Source organism: Devosia riboflavina, assembly GCF_000743575.1.
GTDB classification, from domain to species: domain Bacteria; phylum Pseudomonadota; class Alphaproteobacteria; order Rhizobiales; family Devosiaceae; genus Devosia; species Devosia riboflavina.
Window position 1 is genome coordinate 133,805 of record NZ_JQGC01000003.1, and the last position, 22,740, is coordinate 156,544.

Below are 22,740 nucleotides of genomic sequence, written 5' to 3' on the forward strand. Positions count from 1 at the left end.
TTCCCCATTTCGCCCAAAGGCGACATCAGATGCTAACAGTCTGTCAGCAAAAAGCCGCCGTTTGACAACGGCGGCTTCTCGTTTTTCAGGCCCTGTTATTCGGCAGCCCAGTTGCCGTACATGATCGGCATCAGCCCCACCATGGACTTGAACCGGTCCCAGCTCTTGCGCTCGGGCAGCGTCCAGCCGGCCTCGGCAATGGCGGAGAGACGCGGGAAAACCAGGCGGTCGAAAATCGCGCGATCCGTCATGCTCTCGGACCAGATGCAGCTCTGGATGCCCAGCAGATGTTTTAGGCCCTCTTCCGAGAAACCGGCACGGGCTTCGAACTCATAGGTCTCCTGCGGACCCGACCAGCCGGCCCAGCCGGCGCCCGGTTCAGCCCAGGAAATTCCGTTTGCCATATCAAGGTAGTAACGCTGGCCGGGCGAGACGACGATGTCGAATCCCCTCTCGGCAAGCGCCGCATTGATCTCCACATTGCGCCAGCCGATGACATAGGAGGTCTTCTTGTCCACGGCATCGCCATGGGCCGCTTCTTCCCAACCGCCGGTGACCGCACCCTTGGACGCGATGTACTTATGCACGCGCTTGATGAACTCAGCCTGGATGATCGCGGTAGGCGAGCCTTCGATCTCGTCGGCACCATGGTGATTGCCCAACTGGTTGAATTGTTTGGCATGTTTTTCGCGCATCGCGGGACCCGCGATCTTCTCGATCATGTCGAGCGCCAGCGGCGAACCCGACCATGCCGCCAGCGGCACCTCGTCGGCGCCGAGGTGGAAAATACCCGCCGGGAACATTTCCAGCACTTCGTCGATGACGGTCTCGACGAACTTGTAGACCGGCTCATGCGCGGGATTGAGGCTGTTGTTCGGGAACCCCTGAACCGACTGGTATTCGCCTTGTTCATTGGGATCGCGCAGTTCCGGCAGCGCCTGCAGCGCGGCATAGAAATGGCCGGGCATGTCGACTTCCGGGATCACCGCAATGCCGAGGCTATCGGCCAAAGCGACGATCTGGCGGATGACGTTCTTGGAATAGAACCCGCCCGTCGGCTGCGGACCGGAGCCGAGCAGCGGCGGCAGGGCCTTGCCGTGGCCGCGCCAAGCGGCGACTTCGGTCAGGGCCGGGTAAGCATCGATCTCGATGCGCCAGGCTTCGTCTTCCGTAAGATGCCAGTGGAACTTGTTCATCTTGTTCCAGGCCATGATCTTGATGAGCTGGCTGACTTCGCCGCCGGTATAGAATTGGCGCGCCACATCGAGATGAGAACCGCGGAAGGCAAAGCCCGGCTCGTCGCTGATCACGCCGCCGGTCGGGAAGGTGAAGGTATGCGGATACTGCTTGGCACCGCGCAGGATATGGCCGAGCGTGACCAGACCATAGAACATGCCCTGGCGCGTGCTGGCCGAAATGGTGGCGCTGTTCTCGGAAAAGGCCAGTTCATAGGCTTCCGCGCCCATGCCGACTTTTTCAGTGATATGCACCGGCATGCCGGCTTCCGAAGCCGGGCGCACCAGCGCTTCGACGGCAAAGAGGTCATGCACGAGGCCGGCAAAGGCAGCGGCAGCGCGGTTTGCTGCCTCGCCCTGCGGCTGCAAATCGAGCCCCGCCGGAGCGATGCGCTGACCAGTCGTCGCGACCGATTTCGGCCAGGGGATGATCGAGTGCGGCACGGCCGCCTTGGCCGGCACCGGGAATTTTGCCGTGCCCTTCAGCAGCGGCGAATTGTGGCCCTTGCCCTGGGTCGGCTTGGTCGGGATGACGACCGTCTGGCCGTTCTCGAGCACGACATAGGCCGAATTGGCGCCATCGCTCCAGTGGCGAAGACCATAGGAAAGGCCGCGCGCCGTCGAGGTCCAGGTCGCGCCCGGCTCGAGCACATAGCCATCGGGCGGCGCAATCAGCGTGTGGTTGGAAAGGCGCTTCAGCAGCTTGCCGTTTTCCAACGTCGCGTGCGGATCGACGCGAGCGGGCCCTGAAAAACCGAGCTGGAAATTGGAGACCGGCTCGTCGCCGATATTGGTCAGCTCCAGCCCATAGCCGAGCGGTTCGCTACCCGAAGCCGGGGTCCAGGTGGTCACGAGGGAAAACTTGGCAGTCATTTGCTTCTCATGTTTTGGCAAAGGCACCGCGCAGACCGCGGCACCAAGTTTGATGGATTTTTCTGGACTGTCGTCCTGAGAGCTCAGTCCCCGAGGGGCTGGCCGTCGTCGCCGTCACGATTGACGACGAGCTGATGTTTTATGCGCCGCATGCTGGCGACGGCGGTCGGCCCGAGACGGGTCGCAACGGTCTGGGACAGCACGTCGACCGTGGCGAGAAAAGCGTAGCGGCCGGGCGTCGGCCGCAGGATGTCGGCGTTTTCGTGCCAGTTGACCGGCAGCAGAATGTCGGACTGTGCCGACACCATTGAAGCGGAACGCGTGGCAACGACGCGTGTCAGCCCATATTCGCCGGCAACCGTCAGGGTTTTCGCGAGCTGCGCATTGTTGCCCGAAAGCGAGAAGGCGACGATGACCGTGCCCGGCGGAGCCGCGGCAACGCGCATCAATTGCAATTGGTGATCATCGGTCGAAGCGACCTTCAAACCGAGCCGGAAAAACCGTGTCTCGATCTCACCGGCCATCATCGAGGAAGCGCCGCCCGAGCCGAACGAGAGAATAAAACTCGACTTGGCGATGCTCTCGGCGGCGCGTTCGACCGCGTTGAAATCGAGATGCTCAAAAGTTTCGTAGATGATCGACTGGATGCCGTTGACGACACCCTGGGCGATTTCATGCACCGAAGTCGGGCTCGCGGCCGGCGAAAAATAGCGCTGGCCCACAAAGCGCGACTGGGCCAGCCGCACCTTGAAATCAGCGTAGGAGTCGCAGCCGAGACGCCGGCAGAAGCGGGTCACCGTCGGCGGGGACACGTCGGCCTGGGCGGCGAGGTCCACAATGCTCATTTTCAGAACAGAGTCGACATCGGCGAGAACGATGTCGGTAAGGGCCCGTTCGGAGCGGGTAAAGCCGTTCTTCTCGGTCTGCAAGAGGCCGACGATGTCGAGCATTTTCCCTCTCCCCAGCGGGCTCCTCGGACTTAGTAGACGGCGAGCCCCTTGGCATCGAACAGATGCACATCGGCGATATCGAAGCCCATATCGAGCGCCTTACCGTCCTCGATCGTCGGATTGCCTTCGAAGAGCCCGATAAAGGCTTCGCCGCCCGGCAGGGTCGAATAGGCGATCGTGTGGATGCCCAGGTGCTCGACGATGTTCGGGGTGATGGCGAGGGTGAATTCGCCATTGCCCAGTTGCATGTGCTCGGGGCGAATGCCCACGGTCACGTCCTGGCCGGCAACCGCGGTGCTGGTGCGCGGCAGCACCAGGGTGCCGAGCGAACCGAGGTCGATCGTGACCTTGGCGCCATCGGCGCTGCGCACCTTGCCGTTGATGAAGTTCATCTTCGGCGAACCGATGAAGCCGGCGACGAAGAGATTGTCGGGCTTGTGGTAGAGTTCGAGCGGCGAGCCGACCTGGCTGATTTCGCCGGCATTGAGCACGACGATCTTGTCGGCCATGGTCATGGCTTCGATCTGGTCGTGGGTCACATAGATCATGGTCGAGCCGAGGCGCTTGTGCAGCTCCATCAATTCGATGCGCATTTCCGAACGGAGCGCGGCGTCGAGGTTGCTGAGCGGCTCGTCGAACAGGAAAATCTTGGGCTGGCGCACAATGGCGCGGCCGATGGCGACGCGCTGGCGCTGACCGCCGGAGAGCTGGCCGGGGCGGTGCTGCAAACGGCTCTCAAGCTGGAGCACCTTTGCCGCGGCGCCGACGCGCTTGTCGACTTCTGCCTGGGGCAGTTTTTCGACGCGCAGCGGGAAGGCAATGTTCTCGTAGACGCTCATATGCGGATAGAGCGCGTAGGACTGGAACACCATGGCGATGCCGCGCTGGACCGGCGGCAGGTCGTTGACGACCTTGCCCGCGATCTCGATATCGCCGGCGGTGACGTCCTCGAGCCCTGCAATCATGCGCAGCAGGGTGGATTTGCCGCAGCCCGAAGGACCGACAAACACCACGAACTCACCATCGGCGACTTCGAGGTCGATACCCTTGATGATGCGCGCTTCGTTAAAGCTCTTTTCGAGGCGCTTGAGGCTCAGTTGCGACATGGTTCGCGTCTCCGGTCGGCGGGGCGGTTCCCGCGGGCAGGTATTCTTGGACTTTTAGGTGCCGCCGCCCCAGGGGGCGGCGGCGGAATTTTCTCGCCATCCGGTCATAGCCCGGATGGCCTTCTCTCCTAAAATCGCTCCACCGGAGCGATTTTGCCTTTCGGCCGGTTCGAAGTTACTTGTACTGCTCGAGTTCGGCGGCAGCCTTTTCAAGGGCAGCCTGGGGTTCGGCAGCGCCGGTCACGACCGACTGAACCATTTCGATCATCACGTTCTGCAGACCGATATAGTCGGTGAACAGCGGTTCCGGACCACCGAATTCGATGCCGTCGAGGAACGGCTTCCAGTACGGCTTTTCGGCAACCAGTTCATCGGAGTGCAGCGGACGGAGCGGGGTCAGGCCCTGGGCCATTTCAGCATCCCACTGGCGGTCGCCGGTGGTGATGAACTTGGCAAGGCTGATGGCCTGCTCTTCAACGCCGGTGCCCTTGAAGATGGCGAGAGCGTCGGTGATCAGCAGCGTGCCGGGACCCTTGGCATCCGGACCGAGCGGCAGGTTGGCAACGCCCCAGTTCATGCCGGCTTCTTCAGCGCGGATGGCAGCGCCGGGCGAGGCTTCGATCATGGCAACGCCACCATCGAGCCAGATGGCGCGGACTTCGTTCTGCTCGTAAGCGGTCGGGCCTTCTTCGCCATAGGGAACGATGTCCTTGAGGGCGGTGAGGGCAGCCAGAACCTGCGGCGAGTTCAGGACGATATTGCCGTCGGCATCGATGACGAGACCATCATTGGTGTAAACCCAGTGCAGGAACTGGTGCATGGTGTTGTCAAAGGTCTTGGCGACAACGCCGTAGCCGGCTGCATCGGTGTTTTCAGTGATCTGCTTGGCGAAAGCGATCTTTTCTTCCCAGGTGGCGGGCGGAACTTCCGGATCGAGGCCAGCGGCTTCGAACAGGTCCTTGTTCCAGAACAGGGCCTTGGTCGAGAAAGCGACCGGAACGCCCCACTGGGTGCCGTCGAAGGTCACGGTGTCGGGAACGTAGTTGTAGTAGGAGGCCTTTTCTTCGTCCGTCATCGGCACGGGAACGATCAAGTCGTTCTGGGCGAACTGCTTGAGGGTACGCGAACCGACATAGGCGAGAGCAACCGGCGTACCGGCGGCAGCCAGGGTCGTCACCTTGTCCTGGCACTGGCCCCAGCCAACGATTTCCGGAACGACCTTGAAGCCGGGATTGGCAGCTTCCCACTCGGCGAAGGTTTCGGCATAGCCGGCAGTCAGTTCGTCACCGCAGTTGATGAAGGAGATTTCCTTCACGTCCTGGGCGAAGGCGCCGGTCGACGCGCTGGCAAGAGCCAGCATCGATACGGCCATCAAACCGATAGTCTTGTTCATTGTAGTCTCCCTTGAATTGGGCCCCCTCGGGCCCTCTCACTACTGCTTCACGGCTCCGGCGGTCAGGCCGGCGACGAGATAGCGCTGCAGGAATATGATCACGATCATGACCGGCAGGATTCCGACGAAAGACGCTGCCATCAGCTCGTTCCAGATCACTTCCTGCTTGCCGAAGAAGGCGAAGAGGCCCACCGGCAGCGGCATGAATTCGGTCTTGGAGTTGAAGGTCAGCGCAAAAATGAACTGCTGAGCATAGGCGCCGATGAAGGTCATGATGGCGACCACGACGATGCCGGGCATGGCGAGCGGCAGGATGACGCGACGCAGGGTATAAAGGCGGCTGGCGCCATCGACCCATGCAGCTTCGTCGAGCTCGCGGGGAATGCGCATCATATAGGTGCGCAGGAGCCAGATGGAGGACGGGATGAGGAAGGCCGCACCCGGCACGATCATGGCGAAATAGGTGTTGAGTAGCCCCAGGCTCCGCATCAGGCGGAAGAGCGGGATCAAGAGCACGGCGCCAGAGAACATATTCACGGCAAGGAACATGCCGAGCAGCAGCGCCTGGCCGCCGAAATTGAAGCGGGCGAAGGAATAGGCAGCCGGCACCACGATGGCGACGACGATCAGCGTCACCACGGAGGAGATGAAGAACGAGTTGAAGATGTGCATGCCGAGCGCCGGCACCGAGGTCCACATATTCACATAGGCATCGAACGACCAGGTCTTCGGAATGAAGCTATAGGGGGTCGAAAAGAGCTGAGCCAAGGGCTTCAAGGAAACCAGGAAGCCTTCGATGAACGGCGAAAGCACGAAGAACAGGAAGACCGCGATGCCGGCATAGAGAGCAGCAACTTCGTACCAGTGGTAGCGATCGATCATTGCCTTGGCGGGGCGAGCCTTGGCCTTAACTTTTGGCTTGCTGAGCTCGGCGACCGAACTGGCGGTTGCAGCCAGGGGATTTGCACCGGCAGGCAGAGTTGCCTTGGCGTCATGAAAGCTCATTTGGCTTCTCCCTGCTGGAGCTTGCGGACGGCACGGAAGTAGGCGAGGCAGAACAGCGACACGAAGATACAGATCACCACGGCGCGGGCAGCGCCTTCGCCATATTTGCGGCTGCCGATGGCGGTCTTGTAGGTGTCGATGATCATGGTCGTGGTCGAGCCCGACGGGCCGCCCTGGGTCAGGATCCAGATGATGTCGAACGAGTTGAACGTGGCGATGAGCGAGAGCAGGCTCATGGTGATGATGGCAGGCACCATCAGCGGCACGGTGATGCGGCGGAAGCGATAGAACCGGCCGGCGCCATCGGTCCAGGCAGCCTCATAGAGATCCTTGGGGATCGACTGCATGGCGGCGAGGAAATAGATGGTGACCATGGGCACGCCGATCCACACGTCGGTGACGATGGTGGCCCAAAAGGCGGTGTGGCCATAGGCGAGCCAGGCGACGGGGCCATCGACGAGGCCGAAATTCTGCAGCAGGCCCGAGATCATGCCGAACTGGCCGTTATACATCCAGCTCCACATATAGATGCCGATGGCCATGGGCACGATCCAGGGCGGCATGGTCAGGATGCGGAACACGGCCTGGCCGGGAATGGCGGCATTGAGCAGCACGGCGCCGGCCATGCCGATGATCATCTTGGTCGTGACCGAGAAGAAGGTCCAAACGAAGGTGCGGACGATCACTTCGGTGAAATTGCCGACCCCGAAGATGCGCTGGTAATTGGCCCAGCCGACGAAGTCGTAGCCGGCCTTGAGCGAGGCATTGGTGAAGCTGAGAATGATCGTATCGACCAGCGGATAGGCAACGATGGTCAGGATATAGATCAGTGCCGGAGCCAGAAGGGCGAGGGCGAAGATGGTGGCGCTACGCGAACTGGTCATCGGCTTTTTCTCCTCAGCCCTGTCGCCCGAGGGCAGCATCGAAACGCTGCCAGATGGGCCCCATGTCGACCACGGACTTGTTGCGCATCGCCTCGTCCATGGAGAGTGCCAGAAGCCCTGCTTCGAGTGCGTCGACCACCGAAACCGGCAGCGGCGCGCCGTCGACGAGATGTTTCAGGATATCTTCGGCCATCTGCTCGTCGGCACCATAGTGACTCGAGAGCGAGCTGACCTCATAGGTCTTGTCTTCGAGGCGATCCGAGGTACGGCTATCGGTGACCTTGAAGTAATTGCGCACGAAGTCGCCTTCGGCCATGCCCTTGGCGCCGATCACGGCAAAGCGCCGGAAATCGTCAGCCACGTTGAGATTGGTGTGGAAGGTCAGCGCCGCGCCGTTTTCGTACTGCACGAGGGCGGTCTGGAAATCGATGATGTCGCCATCGCTGTCGAACACCTTGTCGGTGCCCATCCAGCCCGAAGGCTTGCGGTGATAAACTTCGAGATCGTTGATACCGGAAACCTGCGGCGCATTTTCCGGCACGAAGCTGCGGCGACCGCCGAAGCTTGCGACATAGCGCGGACGACAGCCCATGACGCCATTATAGAGGTCGAGGTCGTGGCAGCACTTTTCGAGCATGAAGCTGCCCGAATATTTCCCATAGCGACGCCAGTCGCGCATGAAGAAGGCGCCGTGATAGGGCGGAATGGTTTCGGAGGCTTCGATCGAGGCGATATTGCCCAGCTTGCCCTCGGCCTGCGCCTTGCGCAGATCGACATAGAGCGGCGCATAGCGCAAGACGAGACCGACCATGACATTGTCGGAACCGTATTTGCCGATCAACTCGGCAATGGCCATCGTGTCTTCGACCGAGGTCACGACCGGCTTTTCGGCAAACAGCTTCATGCCGCGCTCGAGGCCGATACGGATATGCTCGAGGTGCATGTGATTGGGCGAACCGACCATCAGCAGGTCGAGATTGCCATTGTCGATCAGCGCTTCGAGGCTGTCATATTGCTTACCGACGGAGACGCCATGCTCCTTGGTATAGGGGAGGCCCGCGGGGGCCGGATCGACATAACCGACGATCTCGAAATCACTCCGGGCAGCGGTGAAAACCCGCGCCAGATAAGCCAAGCGATAGCCAAGGCCGATAATGCCTACCCGCATATTCCCTGTACCCTGTTTTCCGCCAATCTCTTCCGGATTAGTCGGCATTTCTGTAAACGATTTTCAAGACTAGGCGCCTTTATGACACAATGTCAACACAGATTCCGAGCGTTGACAATACCAATTTAAGCCACCTCGTCATGGCGCATTTTTGGGCGGCACTTTGCTGTATTTCTAGGCGTTTGGCAGGGGTTTGGCGGAAAAATCCATGTGGACAAGCCACCCGAAAGCGCGCAGCATGTCGCAATTGGTATCCATGTGGCCTCTTTCAGGAGTGTCACCAGAGATGACATGCCTGAAAATTTCATACAGAGTGCATCGCGCAGCCCAAAACGAGGAGAGGGCTGCCCGAGAGATCACGAAAGACCCCTGAAATGAGCCTTTCCACCAATCCCTTCCCCAATGATGCCGACCGCTCTGCGATCTGGACCATGCTGGTGCCGCGCGACATCGCCGCCTATGTGGCCGCCGACTGGTCGATGGTCGCAGGCGATTTCGTCGCCGATGATTTCATGGGTATCAACGGCAATAAAAACGACAATCCCGACGGCTGGACCATCAGCTACCCCACCCTCGCCGACTATAGCGCCGAATGGCTGCGTCAGGCACACGAAGGGCAGAAGCAATCCTATGCCGAAGACGTCGAGGCCGGCATTCACCGCGCCACGAGCCTCACGGAAATCGAAATCACCGGCGACCGCGCCATCGCGCACAAGAAGTTCAACGGCGAGATCAAGCTTTCCGATGGCGGCGTCGATCGCTTGAACTGGCAAACCCTCTACTTCTGCCGCAAGGTTGCGGGCCAGTGGAAGCTGACGGGGTTCGTGGGATATCTGCCGTACCCAATGGGTAAGCAGGCCTAAGAAAACTCGGTGTCATTCCCGCGAAAGCGGGAACCCCTGTTTGCGTTCGGTCATCCCAAACGGAGGTCCCCGCTTTCGCGGGGATGACACCGCAGGGACAAGCCACGGAATTTCTTCCATGTCCTTCCTCTCCCCCCAGCGCCTGACCATGCTGGTCTTCTTCCTCCAGCCGATCGCCTTCGGCTCCTGGCTGCCGCGCATTCCGGAAATCCAGGCCGGTCTCGGCCTCGGCCCCGCCGCCCTGGCGCTGGCGCTCCTCGGCATGCCCTGCGGCACGCTCATCACCCTGCCCTTTGCCGGCCCGCTGGTCGCCAAGATTGGCGCCCGTTCTGCCATCATCTGGGGCTTTGTCTTCTATTCCATCGCCGCGAGCCTCCCGGTCCTCGCGCCGCACCCGATCCTTCTCTTCATCGCCCTGATGCTGGCCGGCTCCGCCATTTCCTTCGTCGAACTCGGCCTCAACGTACAAGCCGACCTCGTCGAGAAATCCAGCGGCAAGATGATCATGAACACCTCCCATGGCTGCTGGTCGCTCGGCATCATGGCGGGCAGTCTCATCGGCTCCGGCTTTGCCGCGCTCGGCGTCATCCCCCAGATCGCCGTGCCGCTCATCGCGGCCCTCGTCCTACCCGTCGCCATCGCAACCGGCCTCGCCCTGCCAAAACTCAATGACGCCCCCGCCGAGGGCCAGACGCAGAAATCCGCCTGGTCTCTCCCGAGCCCAGCCCTGATCGGCATCTGCCTTTTCGTCTTCGGCATCACCATGACCGAAGGCGCCATGGCCGACTGGTCCGCCATCTTCCTCCGCGACGCCCTTTCTGCCGAAGGCGGCCTCGTCGGCCTCGGCTATTCCTTCTTCGCCTTCATGGTCGCTGCCGGCCGCTTTGGCGGCGACACCCTCAAGCACACCTTTGGCGCCGTCAACACCGCTAGGATCTGCGGCACCCTCGCCGTCCTCGGCGGTGTTTTGCTCTATTTTGCTCCAGGGGTCGAACTGGCGCTGGTGGGTTTTGGCATCATCGGCGTCGGCGTTTCCGTCGGCTTCCCGCTCGCCGTCACCGCCGCTGCCGGCATAGGCGATCGCGCCGCCTCGGCCAATGTTGCCGTCCTCTCCTTCGTCGCGCTGACCGGCTTCCTCATCGGCCCGCCGCTGATCGGCTTCGTTGCCGAGCATTCCGGCATCCGCTTCGGCATTGCCTGCGTCGTGCCGTTCCTCTTGGTCAGCCTTTTCCTCACCGGACGCCTCATCCCGCGCCCGGTCAAAACCAATCACAATCCAGAATCCGAAGTTCCAGGAGTGCTCTGATGCGCATTGCCGTTGCTGGCCTGCATACCGAATGCAGCACCTATAATCCCGTCATCGCCCGCGAGGCCGATTTCCGCGTTCTGCGCGGCCCGAGCATGCTCAAGGACCAATACTTTGATTTCCTGACGCATTTCCCGGCCGAATTCATCACCGTGCTCCACGCCCGCGCCATTGCCGGCGGCCCCGTTGAAAACGCGCTCTACAGCAAGTGGAAAGCCGAAATCCTCGACGGGATCAAAGCCGCCCTCCCGCTCGATGGCGTCTATCTCGCCATGCACGGCGCCATGTTTGTGGAAGGCATGTTCGACGCCGAAGGCGATTTCATCGCCTCCGTCCGCGAAGTCGTCGGCCCCGACGTTATCATCGCCGCCAGCTACGATCTCCATGGCAATGTCAGCCAGAAAATCATCGACGGCCTCGACATCTTTTCCACCTACCGCACCGCGCCCCATATCGACGTGCCCGACACCATGCGCCGCGCCGTCACCATGCTGGTCCGCGCCCTCCGCACCGGCGTCAGGCCCAAAGTCGCCTGGGCCCCCGTCCCGGTCCTCCTGCCCGGCGAACGCACGTCTACGCAGGACGAACCTGCAAAGAGTTTCTACACTCAGCTCCACGAGGTCGAAGAACCGACCGGCATCTGGGATGCCTCCTTCCAGGTCGGCTATGTCTGGGCCGACGAACCCCGCTCCACCGCCTGCGCCGTCATCACCGGCACAGATAAAGCGGCGATGGAAAACGCCGCGACGAAGCTGGCCCAGGACTATTGGGACGTCCGCGAACAGTTCGTCTTCGGCATGGATGTCGGCTCCATCGACGAATGCGTCGACCGCTCCATCGCCAGCACAACGGGCCCCGTGGTCCTCGCCGAATCCGGCGACAACCCCACCGGCGGCGGTGTCGGCGACCGTGCCGAAGTCTTGGCGGCCCTCATCGCCCGCAATGCGCAAGGCGTGATCTTCGCCGGCATTGCCGACAAGGCCGCCACCGAAGCCGCCTATGCCGCCGGCGTCGGCGCGACCATTCCGCTCCACATCGGCGCCAGCCTCGACCCATCCTCGACCCCGGTCGACACATCGGCAGAAGTGCTCTTCCTCCTCGAACACGACAATCCGCTCTTCCGGGAAGCCGTGGTCCGCATCGGCGGCATCGACCTGGTCCTCACCGTCCGCCGCCGCCCCTTTCATAACATTGTCGATTTCACCAAGCTCGGCCTCGATCCGCGCAGTGCAAAGATCGTTGCGGTGAAATCGGGCTATCTCTCCCCCGAACTCGGCCCCATCGCCAATCCCGGCATCATGGCCCTGTCGCCGGGCGTCGTGGACCAGTTCGTCGAACGCACCACCCGCAACCACACTCCGCGCCCAAGCTTTCCATTCGACCGCGATTTCGCGTTCGTGCCGCAGGTGAAGTGGTCGGCGCTGGCGAAGTAGATAGGAGACCTCATGGTGAGCCTGTCGAACCACGAGGTCGGGCACGCGGAGACGCGGGCGCCACGACCTCGCCCTTCGACAGGCTCAGGGTGAGGTCTACTGAAGACCGTAGGCAACGCCCCTCGCACCAAACCACCCTTCCCCCGCCCCCCACTTTCGTTTACTCAAAAACCGAAAGCGGCAGGCCCCCATGAATCCCTTGATGCGACAGGCTCAGATCGTCGAACTCGCCCGCAAAAAGGGCGGGGTCACGGTGGAGCAGCTTGTCGAAGCCTTCGACGTCACTCCCCAAACCATTCGCAAGGACCTCAATCTCCTCTGCGATCGCGGCGCCCTGAAACGCACCCATGGCGGGGCCATGCACCCCTCGGGCGTCGAAAACGTCGAATATGAAGCCCGCCGCCAGATCGCCACCGACGAGAAGCAGGCCATCGGCCGCGCCGCCGCCGCCCTGATCCCCGACAATGCCTCGCTCTTCATCAATATCGGCACGACGACCGAAGCCGTGAGCCAGGCGCTGGCCGAGCACCGCGGCCTCATGGTCATCACCAACAATATCAATGTCGCCAACCGCCTGCGCGTCGCGCCATCGATGGAAGTCGTCATCGCTGGCGGCGTGGTGCGCGCTTCCGATGGCGGCATCGTCGGCGAGGCGGCGGTCGATTTCATCCGCCAGTTCAAGGTCGATTTCGCCGTCATCGGCGTCTCGGCCATCGATGAAGACGGAGCCCTTCTCGATTTCGATTTTCGCGAGGTGAAGGTCGCACAAGCCATCATCGCCAATGCGCGCCATGTCATCCTCGTTTCGGATTCGAGCAAATTCGCCCGCACCGCCCCGGTGCGCATCGGCCACCTTTCGCAGGCCCATACGTTCATCACCGATCACTGCCCCTATGACTCGATCAGAAACCTCTGTGCCGAATCCGGCATCACCCTGATCGAAACGACAGTTTCCTAACCGAACAGGACCCCAAAATGAGTGCAAGCCAAGAGACCCTGGTAAAGGCCCTGATCGCCGCCCATGACGGCGGCCCGCTGGTGGGACCGGTCGACAACGCCGACGTGCCGGCAGATATCGCCGCCGTCTATGCCCTGCAGAACCGCATCATCGCCGGCATCGGCCCGGTCGGCGGCTGGAAAATCCTTGCCGGCGGCCAGGGCGAACCGCTCTGCTCCCCCATTCCGGCCAATCGCTTCTTTGCCAATGGCGCGGTGCTCGACGCCAAGACCCACCGCCACTTCATCGCCGAAGTCGAAGTTGCCGTCCTCCTCGGCGCCGATCTCTTCGGCAAGCCCAATCAGTTCGAAGTCGAAGCCGCCATCGCCTCGGTCAATCCGGTGCTCGAAATGGTCGCCAACCCCTTTGTCGACCGCGACGCCACCCCGCGCAACTTGCAACTGGGCGATCTCCAGAGCAATGGCGCCGTCGTCGTCGGCCCGGCCCTTGCCAGTGAGGTTCGCGGGGCGCTGCCCACCCTCCCCGTCTCGCTGAGCTATGACGGCAAGACCGTGAAGGAGGTTTCGACCGGCGCCTCCTGGGCCGACATCGTCGTCGCCCTCGTCTGGCTCGCGCCGCACGCCGAAGCCCGCGGTTTTCCGCTCAAGGCCGGCCAGACCATCATCACGGGGGCCCGCATCGCGATCCCGCTGGGCACTGCTGACCTCGTCGAAGGCAAGCTCGGCGACTGGGGCAAGGTTTCGGCACGCTGCACGTATTGAGGCGGTCCCCGTCGATCGGAAGCTGTGGAGCCCCAGCCGTCCTCATCTGAGCGGCGATGCCCCAGTAGCCCTCATGGTGAGGTGCTTTGCGCAGCAAAGCCTCGAACCACGGGGGCGTGGCATTGAGGCATCGGGGCACGACCTCGTCCTTCGAGGCTACGCTTTCGCTCCGCACCTCAGGATGAGGTCTACTTAGGTTGCTCTCAAAGAAAAGGCCCGCTTCGGCGGGCCTTTGCCATTTTCAAAACATCAGCGCTTCAAGATCCATGTCATCGGCCGCCTCTTCAACCGGCGCCGAAACGGCACCACCGAAGAGCCGGCTATGGATCTGCCGCTCCGCCTCCATCGTATAGGTTTTTCGCAGGCGTTCGAGCACCGGCACGAGCTCCGCCGCCATCTCCCCGGGCATGGCATCGGAGGAAAGACCTGCGATCTGCATCGCAATATCATCCATGCTTTCAGCCAGGCGCGATTGCCCGTCGATGCCCCTTGCCGCCGCCTGCAGCAGCCCGATAACCTTCGGACCATCGGCATTGAGGCTTTCCATCGCGGCCGAAAGACCTTCGTCGAGACGCGTGAGTAGCGTCATGGCGTGATTGGCCTGCTGTTCGAGCCGCCCGATCTGGCCGGCATTGTCACCGCCCGCCGCGGCGCCAAAGGCACCGGCCAGCGCCGAAGCCTCGTCGAGCTGGGCCATGGCCGCTTCCGCCGCCACCACGGTTTCCGTCGTCAATTCGCGAAGCTGCGAAGCGATCACCGTCAACGAGGCGCCGCGCGGCCCCAATTGGGCGCAACGCACCGCGGCATTGAGCGAGACAAGCCGCATATTGGCTTCAATATCCTGCACGGCCGCGACATGGCCGAGAAGGATCGAGACGGTCTGCTGCACGGCTGCCGCCACGGCCTCAAGCTTGCTGCGCTCCATCTCGCAATCGCGCAGGATTTCCGTCGCCACGCGCAGTTGCGCGCTCAGCACCGTCAAGGCCGAGGCTTCATTGTCGCCGTCGCCATAGAGATTGCGGCTGCGTGCCATGATGGTGCCGGCATCGCTCGCCAGTGCCTGCAATGCCTGCTCGGCCTCGCCCACTTCGCCGGCAAAGTCGGCGGCCGTGGCGCGCAACAGTTCCTGTTCGAGGAGGCTCAACGCCGTCAGCGCCTCGGCGCCGACCGCTTCATCAAACGTTGCTCCATCGACCGGCTTGCCCGCCAAAATATCGGCAAGGCAATCGAGCCCGGCTTCCACATGTTCGAGCCGCTGGCGGGTGGAATCGCCGACCTGCAAGGCCATGACCGCACTACCGATCCGCCCGACGATCTGGCGCGACACGCGACCCGTTTCGGCCGAGCTTTCCACCGCCGATTGACGCTGGTGATCGAGCGCTTCCAGCGTCTCGTCGAGATTATGGGCCAGTTCGGTCAGCGTATGAGCATGGGCGGCGTCGAACCGGTCGCGCTGGTTGGCGGCCTGCGCCACCTCGGTCACCAATTGCCGATAGACCTGGCTGAACTCGTGAATGGTCGAGCGCGCCGAATCCGAAAGCGTCGAGATATCGGTGGTAAAGACTTCAAAGTCTTCGTTGTCGCCAACGATACCGGCCGCCGTCACGCGCGCATTGATCGAGACGATGCCGATCATTTTCACCGTGCGCCGCAGTTCCCCGATCGGGCTATTGGCCGCCGAAACCACTTCGACAAGGCGCGTGAGATCGGCCTTTTCCTTGGCAAAATCTTCGGTGAGCTGCAGCGCCGTGCGCGCCACGGCACGCAACTGGCTACTGGCTTCGATAACCTCCTCGCCCTGCAAGGCCGCCGGCAGCGCTTCGAACTGGCGCGTCAGCTTGTTGAGCATGGCGGCGCCTTCGGAAAGGCGCGAGCCGACGGAAACGAAGGCCTCTTCGATCTCCTGGCGCGGCTTGGCGAGCGCCGCGGAAAGAGCAGAAATATCCCTGGCTTGGGGCTTGTTATTGGTCATGCCATGCCTCCGGCTGGTTTTGCGGCGTTGCGGCCGAAATTGACAATTTCGGTCGCCATGCGCGAGAGCGGCAGCACGCGGCCGGCCGCGCCGCGCTGAATGGCTTCCTTGGGCATGCCGAAGACGACGCTGCTTTCCTCGTCCTGGGCAACGGTCGGGCTGCCCATCTGGCGCATTTCGAGAAGGCCCCGCGCGCCATCGTCACCCATGCCTGTAAGAAGCATGCCGAGCGCATTGCGCCCCGCCGCCTGCGCGGTCGAGCGGAACAGCACGTCGACGGACGGGCGATGGCGCGACACATGCGGGCCTTCGACGATCTTTACCGTATAGCGCGAACCATTGCGCACGAGCTGCATATGCACATTGCCCGGCGCGATCAGCGCGCGGCCGGCGATGACGAGGTCGCCATCTTCGGCTTCCTTGACCTCGATGGCGCAGGTCGAGTCGAGCCGGCGCGCAAAGGCCCCGGTGAATTTTTCCGGCATGTGCTGGACGATGAGAATGGCCGGACTGCTTGCCGGCAATTCCTCCAGCACCTCACGCAGGGCCTCGGTGCCGCCAGTCGAAGCCCCGATCGCAACGATCGGTTCGGTCACCGGCATGCGGGCAATCAGGCTATCGCGGCGCGTGTCGGAAATGGGCGGAATGACGGCGTCGGCCGTGAGCTTGGCTTCGACCTTGAGTTCCGGGGCGGCCTTTTTGAGACCCTTCAATTTCGCATGGGCGGCCGCCTTGGCGGCGTCGCAAATGCGCATGCGCGATTCTTGCAGGAATTGGGCCGTATCGACGCGCGGCTTGGTCACGACATCGACGGCGCCGGCTTCCATGCATTGCATCAGCGTGTCCGAACCGGCCTGCGCCAGGCCCGAACAGATGACGACCGGAATGGGGCGCTGCGACATGATCTTCTTGAGGAAGGTCAGGCCATCCATGCGCGGCATCTCGACATCGAGAAAAATCACGTCGGGCACTTCGTGCCGGATTTTTTCGACCGCCACATAGGGATCGGCCGCCGTCGCCATGACCTCGAGGTCTGGGTCGGCGGAGATGATCTCGCTCAGCGTGGTCCGGACCGAAGCGCTGTCGTCGACGATCAGCACGCGGATCTTACTCATGACTATTCAGCTCTCACACGCGCTGGAAGACGGCAGGCGCAACCTGCCGGACGGGGATCGATGTACCGATCATGGACTCGGAATGACCAAGAAGTAGATAACCGCCGGGCCGAAGGTGGCCGACGAGACGATTGATCACCTTGGCCTGGTCGGCCTTGTCGAAATAGATCAGCACATTGCGCAGGAGGACGATGTCGACATCCTTATCGAAGGGATATTTCTCATCCATCAGGTTGAGCCGGTGGAATTGCACGAGGCGCCGCAATTCCGGCACGATGCGCACATCGGGACGAATGCCGGCCTTGCGCGACCACATCAGATATTGCGCCTGCATGCTCTGCGGCACGGGCACGATCTGCTCGGCCGGATAAACGGCGCGGCGGCCGTGGTCGAGCACGTCGGTCGAAATATCGGTGCCGAGGATCGAGAAGCGGAAATTCTTCTGCGCCTTGGCCATGTCGGCCAGCACCATGGCGCAAGTAAAGGCCTCTGCCCCGGTCGAAGAGGCCGCGCTCCAGATTTTGAGCACCGGATTGCGCTCGCCGTTCCGGGCCGCCAGCAGTTCGGGCACCATCTTGTCACGCATCAGCTCGAAATGCTCGGGCTCGCGGAAAAAGTCGGTCTTGTTGGTCGTCACCACATTGATGAGATAAGGCAGCTCGGCCCTGAGCCCATCCTGGCGGAAAATATAGTTGCAATAGCCATCGAAGGTCGCGATCTGCAGCGCACGCAGGCGGCGGCGCAAGCGGCCTTCCACCATCAGGCGCTTGGCGGGCGGCAGGCGAATACCGGCCTCGGACCCGATCAGGGTCGCGATCTTGGCGAAATCGGCATGGCTCAGATGGTCTTCGCCATCGGCTTCGAGAATTGGGGCACGCGATACAAGAGCCACTCTGGTCTCCAGGGGGAGAGGAGCCCGCGCCAGGAACGGCGCGGGTCGGAAATGATCAGGCGGCCGAGAGGGCTGCCGCCCCCTCGCCCAGAAGCTTGTCGAGATCGAGCACGGTCACGAAGGCGCCGTTGCGCCGCCCGATGCCCTCGATGCAGTGGTCCTGCCAGCGCGCATTGAAGTTCGGCGGCGGATCGAGCTCTTCGCTATCGAGCACCGTCACCTCGAAGACGCGATCGGCCCGAAGGCCAAGGGTCACCGGACCCGCGGCGCTATTGACCGAGAGCACGACGATGCGCGTCGTCTCGGTGTCTTGCGCCGGCTCCATGCCGAGCGTCAGCCGTAGGTCGAGCACGGGCACGCCCTGCCCGCGCACATCGATAATGCCGAGAAAGTTGTCCGGGGCCCGCGGCAGGCGCGAAATGACGCGCATGTCGAGGATCTCCTGGACCTTGGTCACCGGGGCGGCGAAGAGTTCCTCCGCCACGCCCAGGGTCACATATTGGTTGTGGTCTGCCATGGTATCCTCTTGCTAGGCCGAGATGCGGGTGAAGCCTTCGTCGATCTCGTCCGAGGCATTGTCGAGCGACAGGTCGAAGCCGCCGGCATTGGCCTTGGGCCGGGCAGCGGTCTTGTGCATATGGGGCGCGGCCGCCATGACGGCGCTCTTGAGATCGCGCTTGGCCCTCGGGGCCGCGGCCACCGGCACGCCGCCCTTGTTGAGCCGGAAGTAGCTGATCGCGGTCTGAAGCTGTTCGGACTGGCTGGCCAGCTCCTCGGCCGTCGAGGACATTTCCTCGGCAGCGGAAGTGTTCTGCTGGGTCACCTTGTCGAGCTGCTGGATGGCGGTGTTGATCTGGGTTGCGCCGACATTCTGCTCGCGGGAGCCAGCAGAGATTTCTTCCACCAGTTCCGCCGTGCGCTGGATATCGGGCACGAGCTTGTTGAGCATTTCGCCCGCCGACTGCGCAGCCTTGACCGTGGTCCCCGACAATGTCGAGATTTCAGCCGCCGCAGCCTGGCTGCGTTCGGCAAGCTTGCGCACTTCGGAGGCCACAACCGCAAAGCCGCGGCCGTGTTCGCCGGCGCGCGCTGCTTCCACCGCCGCGTTAAGAGCGAGAAGGTCGGTCTGGCGGGCGATTTCCTGCACGACCATGATCTTCTGCGCGATGGTTTCCATGGCGGTCACCGCATCGGCAACGGCCTGGCCCGAGGCGATGGCGTCGGCAGCGGACTGGCGTGCGATCTTCTCGGTCTGGCTGGCATTGTCAGCCGACTGCTTGATGGTCGCGGCCATTTCTTCCATCGAGGCCGAGGCCTCTTCGGTGGACGAAGCCTGTTCGGTCGCGCCCTGGCTGAGCTGTTCGGCCGTGGACGACATTTCCTGGGCGCCGGCCGAGACATTATTGGCCGAGGAGATGGCATCGGCGATCACGTCGCGCAGCTTTTCGACCATGCGTTCGAGGGCAATGCCCAGCGTATCCTTTTCCGACAGACGGCGCGGTTCGACGGTGAGATCGCCGCTGGCGATCTGTTCGGCGACGGAAGCGGAAGTGCGCAGGTTCTGCGTCATGGCATTGAGCGCATCGACGAGATCCCGGACCTCGTCGGCCGAGGTCACGGTGGCCGTAGCTTCGACATCGCCCATGGCGACGGCATTGGCCAGGCCAATGGCCGAGGAGAGGTTGCGCTTGATGCCGGAGGTGATCCAGAGCACGAGGATCGTCGCCAGCACGGTGATCAGCACGCCGCCGCCAATGATCAGCCAGTTGAGGAAGCCGAACAGCGCCATGCCGCTCTCGCGTAGGTCATGCGCGGCAGTAAGCTGGTAGGCCGTCAGTTCGGCGATAACGCCGGTGGTGGGGTCGATCGCCGGATAGAGTTGGCTATCGGCGAAGGAGGCAAGGCGCACGCTGTCCTGGGCGGCGAGAATGTCGCGCAATTCGCTGGTCTTGCGATCGGACAGGGTCTTGGCGGCATCGACCTTGTCGACAAGGGCCTTTTCTTCTTCCGTCAGGCTGGTGCCGAGATAGGCCGACCATTCGCGTTCGATGATCGCTACGGCGCCATCGACGCTTTCAACGCCTGCCGCCCAACCCATCGTGCCCGCCCGCACCTTGTGCGTCGTGTCGACGATATTGACGGCATAGGCGTCCGAGATCTGCTTGAGCTGCTCGAGCGGCACCACGCGGTCGTCATAGACCGAGGTCATGCCGTCGGCCATCTGGGCCATGCCATAATAGCCCAGGCCGCCCACGATCAGGGCGATGGACAGGCTGGATGCCAACTGCACAGCAAGAATCTTGCTGGAAATGCTCCGGAACAGTGGATTCTTCGTCTTGGTGGTCGAGGTCATCTTGAGAGCTCGTTCTGAGGGGGGCGGGGGGTCTTGCTGCCGCGCGTCCTGCGCGGCAGCTTTGGTCACGTTAGCCGGACGCGCGGTCAGGCTGCGCCGGCGCGGGAGAACTCGTTGTCGAGGTCATCCGAAGCGCCGTCGAGTTCGAGGTCGAAGCCGCCCGTATTGCTCTTCGAGCGGTTCACGGGCGCGTTCATGTGCGGAGCCGAGGCGGCGACAGCAGCCCTTATGTCGCGCTTGGCGGCAGCCGGCTTGCGGGCAACCTGGCCGGAAGCCGCGGCCACTGCCGAGGCATTGAGGCGGAAGTAGCTGATCGCGCTCTGCAACTGGTCGGCCTGGCTCGCCAGCTCCTCGGAGGTCGAGGACATTTCCTCGGCCGCCGACGTGTTCTGCTGGGTCACCTTGTCGAGCTGCTGGATAGCGGTGTTGATCTGAGCCGCGCCAACATTCTGTTCGCGGCTGCCGGCAGAGATTTCTTCAACGAGTTCCGCCGTGCGCTGGATGTCTGGCACCAGCTTGGAGAGCATTTCCCCAGCCGACTGCGCAGCCTTCACCGTGGTGCCGGAGAGGGTCGAGATTTCGGCGGCGGCAGCCTGAGACCGCTCAGCCAGCTTGCGCACTTCCGAAGCCACAACCGCAAAGCCGCGGCCATGCTCGCCGGCACGCGCGGCTTCCACCGCCGCGTTGAGCGCAAGCAGATCGGTCTGGCGGGCGATTTCCTGCACCACCATGATCTTCTGCGCGATGGTTTCCATGGCAGCCACGGCGTTATTGACGGCTTCCCCCGAGGCGATCGCGTCGGCAGCGGACTGGCGGGCGATCTTTTCGGTCTGGGAGGCGTTGTCGGCCGACTGCTTGATGGTCGCTGCCATCTCTTCCATCGAGGCGGAAGCCTCTTCGGTGGAGGAAGCCTGTTCGGTCGCGCCCTGGCTCAACTGTTCGGCCGTGGCCGACATTTCCTGGGCGCCGGCCGAGACGTTATTGGCGGAGGTGATTGCGTCGGAAATCACGTCACGCAGCTTTTCGACCATGCGTTCGAGCGCAATGCCCAGCGTATCCTTGTCCGAGAGGCGGCGCGGCTCGACGGTGAGGTCGCCGGCCGAGATCTTTTCGGCAATGGCGGCCGAGGCGCTGAGACCTTCGACCATGCGCTGCATGGCCTGGCCGAGCACGTCCTTGTCGGAAAGCACGGTGGGCTTGGCCGAGAGATCGCCATAGGCCACCTGATCGACGACGGCGGCCGAGGCGCGCAGATTGTCGGTCATGACATTGACGGTGTCGACGAGGTCCTTGATCTCGTCATTGCTCTTGATTTCGACGCGCTGGTCGAGATCGCCGATGGCAACGCCATTGACCACCTGCTTGACCCGGGTGAGGCCACGGCTGATGCCCATGACGATCCAGGTGGCGGCGATACCGGCAATCAGGGCCGAACCAACGAGCAGGCCGATCAGCAGCATGAGGCTGTTCTGATAGGTGGCGCCGGCATCGGCGGCGGCCTGGGCGAGCAGGGTACGCGTCGTATCGATCATGCCCTGCAAGGTGGCGTCGGCCTCGCGACGGAGCACCGAGGCTTCATCGGCGGCCATGGTGGCGGTCAGGTCGGCGCGCGTCATGCTCATGGCCACGGCCTTGTCCATGGCGGCAACCATGGCGGCATAGGCAGTTTCGGCTTCGGCAACGAGGCTCGCTTCCGCGCCGGATACGGCGCGGCGCAGCGCCGGCATGGAGTCGGCAATGGCGGCCAGCCCCGACACATAATCGGCGTGCCACTTTTCCTGCAGTTCCGGATCCATCGAGGCGAGCAGGATATTGCGCTGCTGGCGGAAGATGTCGGTCATGGTCAGGAACATGTCCGAGGCGCGCTGATAGGCGGCAAAGGACGCGAGGTCACCGGCTTCGACGCGGGCGGAAAGGGCCGCCTTGAGGGCGGTCATGGTTTCTTCGACCTGGCCGAGGGAGTCGCTGCCTTCACTGCGGCTGATGGCAAGCGCCTGTACGTCGCTATTGATCTTGGCCGGCTCTTCGGAAGCCAATACGGCGGTCCAGAGTTCGGCGAACTTGGCTTCAAAGCCGTCGATGGTGGCGAGATTATTGGGATCGGTGACATTGCCGCGCAGCGCGGTGATGCCGGCCGTCACTTCGGCGGCGTCCTGCTCGATCTTGACGATATAGTCGTCGATGGTCGCGGGATCGTCGGTCAGGATCAGAGCGCGGGTGCGCGAGCCCATGCTTTCCAGGCTCGTCTGCATCTGCGCGATAGTCAGGGAATTGGCCGTTCGGACGTTAACGATGTAGTTCAGCGAGTCGTTGAGCTGGCCCAGATTCTGGATGGCGATCAACATACTGCCCGCCGACAGCGCGACGACGGTCGCAAAAGTGGCCGCGAGCTTGGCCTTGATAGTCATTCTCATTTGGTCTGTGCCCCTTCTAGGCATTTAACTGGTCGTCGCGTCGCGGCGATCGAAGTGGA

18 protein-coding genes are annotated in these 22,740 nt (G+C 62.6%); 5 read left to right on the forward strand and 13 right to left on the reverse strand.

What is annotated here, in order from left to right; genetic code table 11:
* Positions 1-95: 95 nt before the first annotated feature.
* From JP75_RS03870 to JP75_RS03900, 7 genes are all read right to left on the reverse strand, one after another.
* Positions 96-2,108 carry a beta-N-acetylhexosaminidase gene (locus tag JP75_RS03870; protein WP_035079540.1) on the reverse strand — a complete coding sequence of 671 codons (2,013 nt, stop codon included), beginning with the start codon at positions 2,106-2,108 and terminating at the stop codon, positions 96-98.
* 83 nt (positions 2,109-2,191) lie between these two features.
* Positions 2,192-3,058, reverse strand: coding sequence for a MurR/RpiR family transcriptional regulator (locus JP75_RS03875; protein WP_035079542.1), 867 nt, complete (start codon positions 3,056-3,058; stop codon positions 2,192-2,194).
* 29 nt (positions 3,059-3,087) lie between these two features.
* The gene (locus JP75_RS03880) at positions 3,088-4,164 is read right to left on the reverse strand and encodes an ABC transporter ATP-binding protein (protein ID WP_051960312.1); all 1,077 of its coding nucleotides are present in this window, start codon (positions 4,162-4,164) and stop codon (positions 3,088-3,090) included.
* A gap of 175 nt (positions 4,165-4,339) precedes the next feature.
* Positions 4,340-5,536 (reverse strand): ABC transporter substrate-binding protein, encoded by a 1,197-nt coding sequence (locus JP75_RS03885; protein ID WP_035080175.1) that lies wholly within the window; start codon positions 5,534-5,536, stop codon positions 4,340-4,342.
* 60 nt (positions 5,537-5,596) lie between these two features.
* Entirely contained in the window at positions 5,597-6,439 is an 843-nt protein-coding gene (locus JP75_RS03890; protein WP_035080177.1) for a carbohydrate ABC transporter permease, read from the reverse strand.
* A gap of 119 nt (positions 6,440-6,558) precedes the next feature.
* A complete protein-coding gene (locus JP75_RS03895; RefSeq protein ID WP_035080179.1) occupies positions 6,559-7,446 on the reverse strand; it encodes a carbohydrate ABC transporter permease in 888 nt (295 codons plus the stop codon).
* 13 nt (positions 7,447-7,459) lie between these two features.
* Positions 7,460-8,614 (reverse strand): Gfo/Idh/MocA family protein, encoded by a 1,155-nt coding sequence (locus JP75_RS03900; RefSeq protein ID WP_035079545.1) that lies wholly within the window; start codon positions 8,612-8,614, stop codon positions 7,460-7,462.
* 374 nt (positions 8,615-8,988) lie between these two features.
* Here JP75_RS03900 and JP75_RS03905 point away from each other — a divergent pair, with 374 nt between their 5' ends.
* From JP75_RS03905 to JP75_RS03925, 5 genes are all read left to right on the forward strand, one after another.
* Positions 8,989-9,477 carry a hypothetical protein gene (locus JP75_RS03905; protein ID WP_035079547.1) on the forward strand — a complete coding sequence of 163 codons (489 nt, stop codon included), beginning with the start codon at positions 8,989-8,991 and terminating at the stop codon, positions 9,475-9,477.
* A gap of 118 nt (positions 9,478-9,595) precedes the next feature.
* A complete protein-coding gene (locus tag JP75_RS03910; protein ID WP_051960313.1) occupies positions 9,596-10,783 on the forward strand; it encodes an MFS transporter in 1,188 nt (395 codons plus the stop codon).
* Entirely contained in the window at positions 10,783-12,216 is a 1,434-nt protein-coding gene (locus JP75_RS03915; RefSeq protein ID WP_035079549.1) for a M81 family metallopeptidase, read from the forward strand. The genes JP75_RS03910 and JP75_RS03915 overlap by 1 nt, the downstream gene beginning before the upstream one ends.
* Before the next feature lie 202 nt (positions 12,217-12,418).
* The gene (locus tag JP75_RS03920; protein WP_244446247.1) at positions 12,419-13,174 is read left to right on the forward strand and encodes a DeoR/GlpR family DNA-binding transcription regulator; all 756 of its coding nucleotides are present in this window, start codon (positions 12,419-12,421) and stop codon (positions 13,172-13,174) included.
* A gap of 17 nt (positions 13,175-13,191) precedes the next feature.
* Positions 13,192-13,935, forward strand: a complete 744-nt coding sequence (locus JP75_RS03925) for a fumarylacetoacetate hydrolase family protein (protein ID WP_051960315.1) — start codon at positions 13,192-13,194, stop codon at positions 13,933-13,935.
* Between the two features lie 241 nt (positions 13,936-14,176).
* Here the strand turns inward: JP75_RS03925 and JP75_RS03930 are convergent, their stop codons facing one another.
* The 6 genes from JP75_RS03930 to JP75_RS03955 all read right to left on the reverse strand — a co-directional run bounded on the left by JP75_RS03930 (position 14,177) and on the right by JP75_RS03955 (position 22,681).
* A complete protein-coding gene (locus JP75_RS03930) occupies positions 14,177-15,907 on the reverse strand; it encodes a coiled-coil domain-containing protein (protein WP_035079553.1) in 1,731 nt (576 codons plus the stop codon).
* The gene (locus JP75_RS03935; protein ID WP_035079555.1) at positions 15,904-17,022 is read right to left on the reverse strand and encodes a protein-glutamate methylesterase/protein-glutamine glutaminase; all 1,119 of its coding nucleotides are present in this window, start codon (positions 17,020-17,022) and stop codon (positions 15,904-15,906) included. Before JP75_RS03935 ends, JP75_RS03930 begins: the two co-directional genes overlap by 4 nt.
* Before the next feature lie 13 nt (positions 17,023-17,035).
* A complete protein-coding gene (locus tag JP75_RS03940) occupies positions 17,036-17,914 on the reverse strand; it encodes a CheR family methyltransferase (RefSeq protein WP_084587459.1) in 879 nt (292 codons plus the stop codon).
* A 55-nt stretch (positions 17,915-17,969) separates the two neighbouring features.
* Complete coding sequence (locus JP75_RS03945; RefSeq protein WP_035079557.1) at positions 17,970-18,431, reverse strand: chemotaxis protein CheW; 462 nt, start codon at positions 18,429-18,431, stop codon at positions 17,970-17,972.
* Between the two features lie 12 nt (positions 18,432-18,443).
* Positions 18,444-20,267, reverse strand: coding sequence for a methyl-accepting chemotaxis protein (locus tag JP75_RS03950; protein ID WP_051960318.1), 1,824 nt, complete (start codon positions 20,265-20,267; stop codon positions 18,444-18,446).
* Positions 20,268-20,353: 86 nt separating this feature from the next.
* Positions 20,354-22,681: a methyl-accepting chemotaxis protein gene (locus JP75_RS03955; protein WP_160194634.1), complete on the reverse strand. Its 2,328-nt coding sequence runs from the start codon at positions 22,679-22,681 to the stop codon at positions 20,354-20,356.
* Positions 22,682-22,740 lie beyond the last annotated feature (59 nt).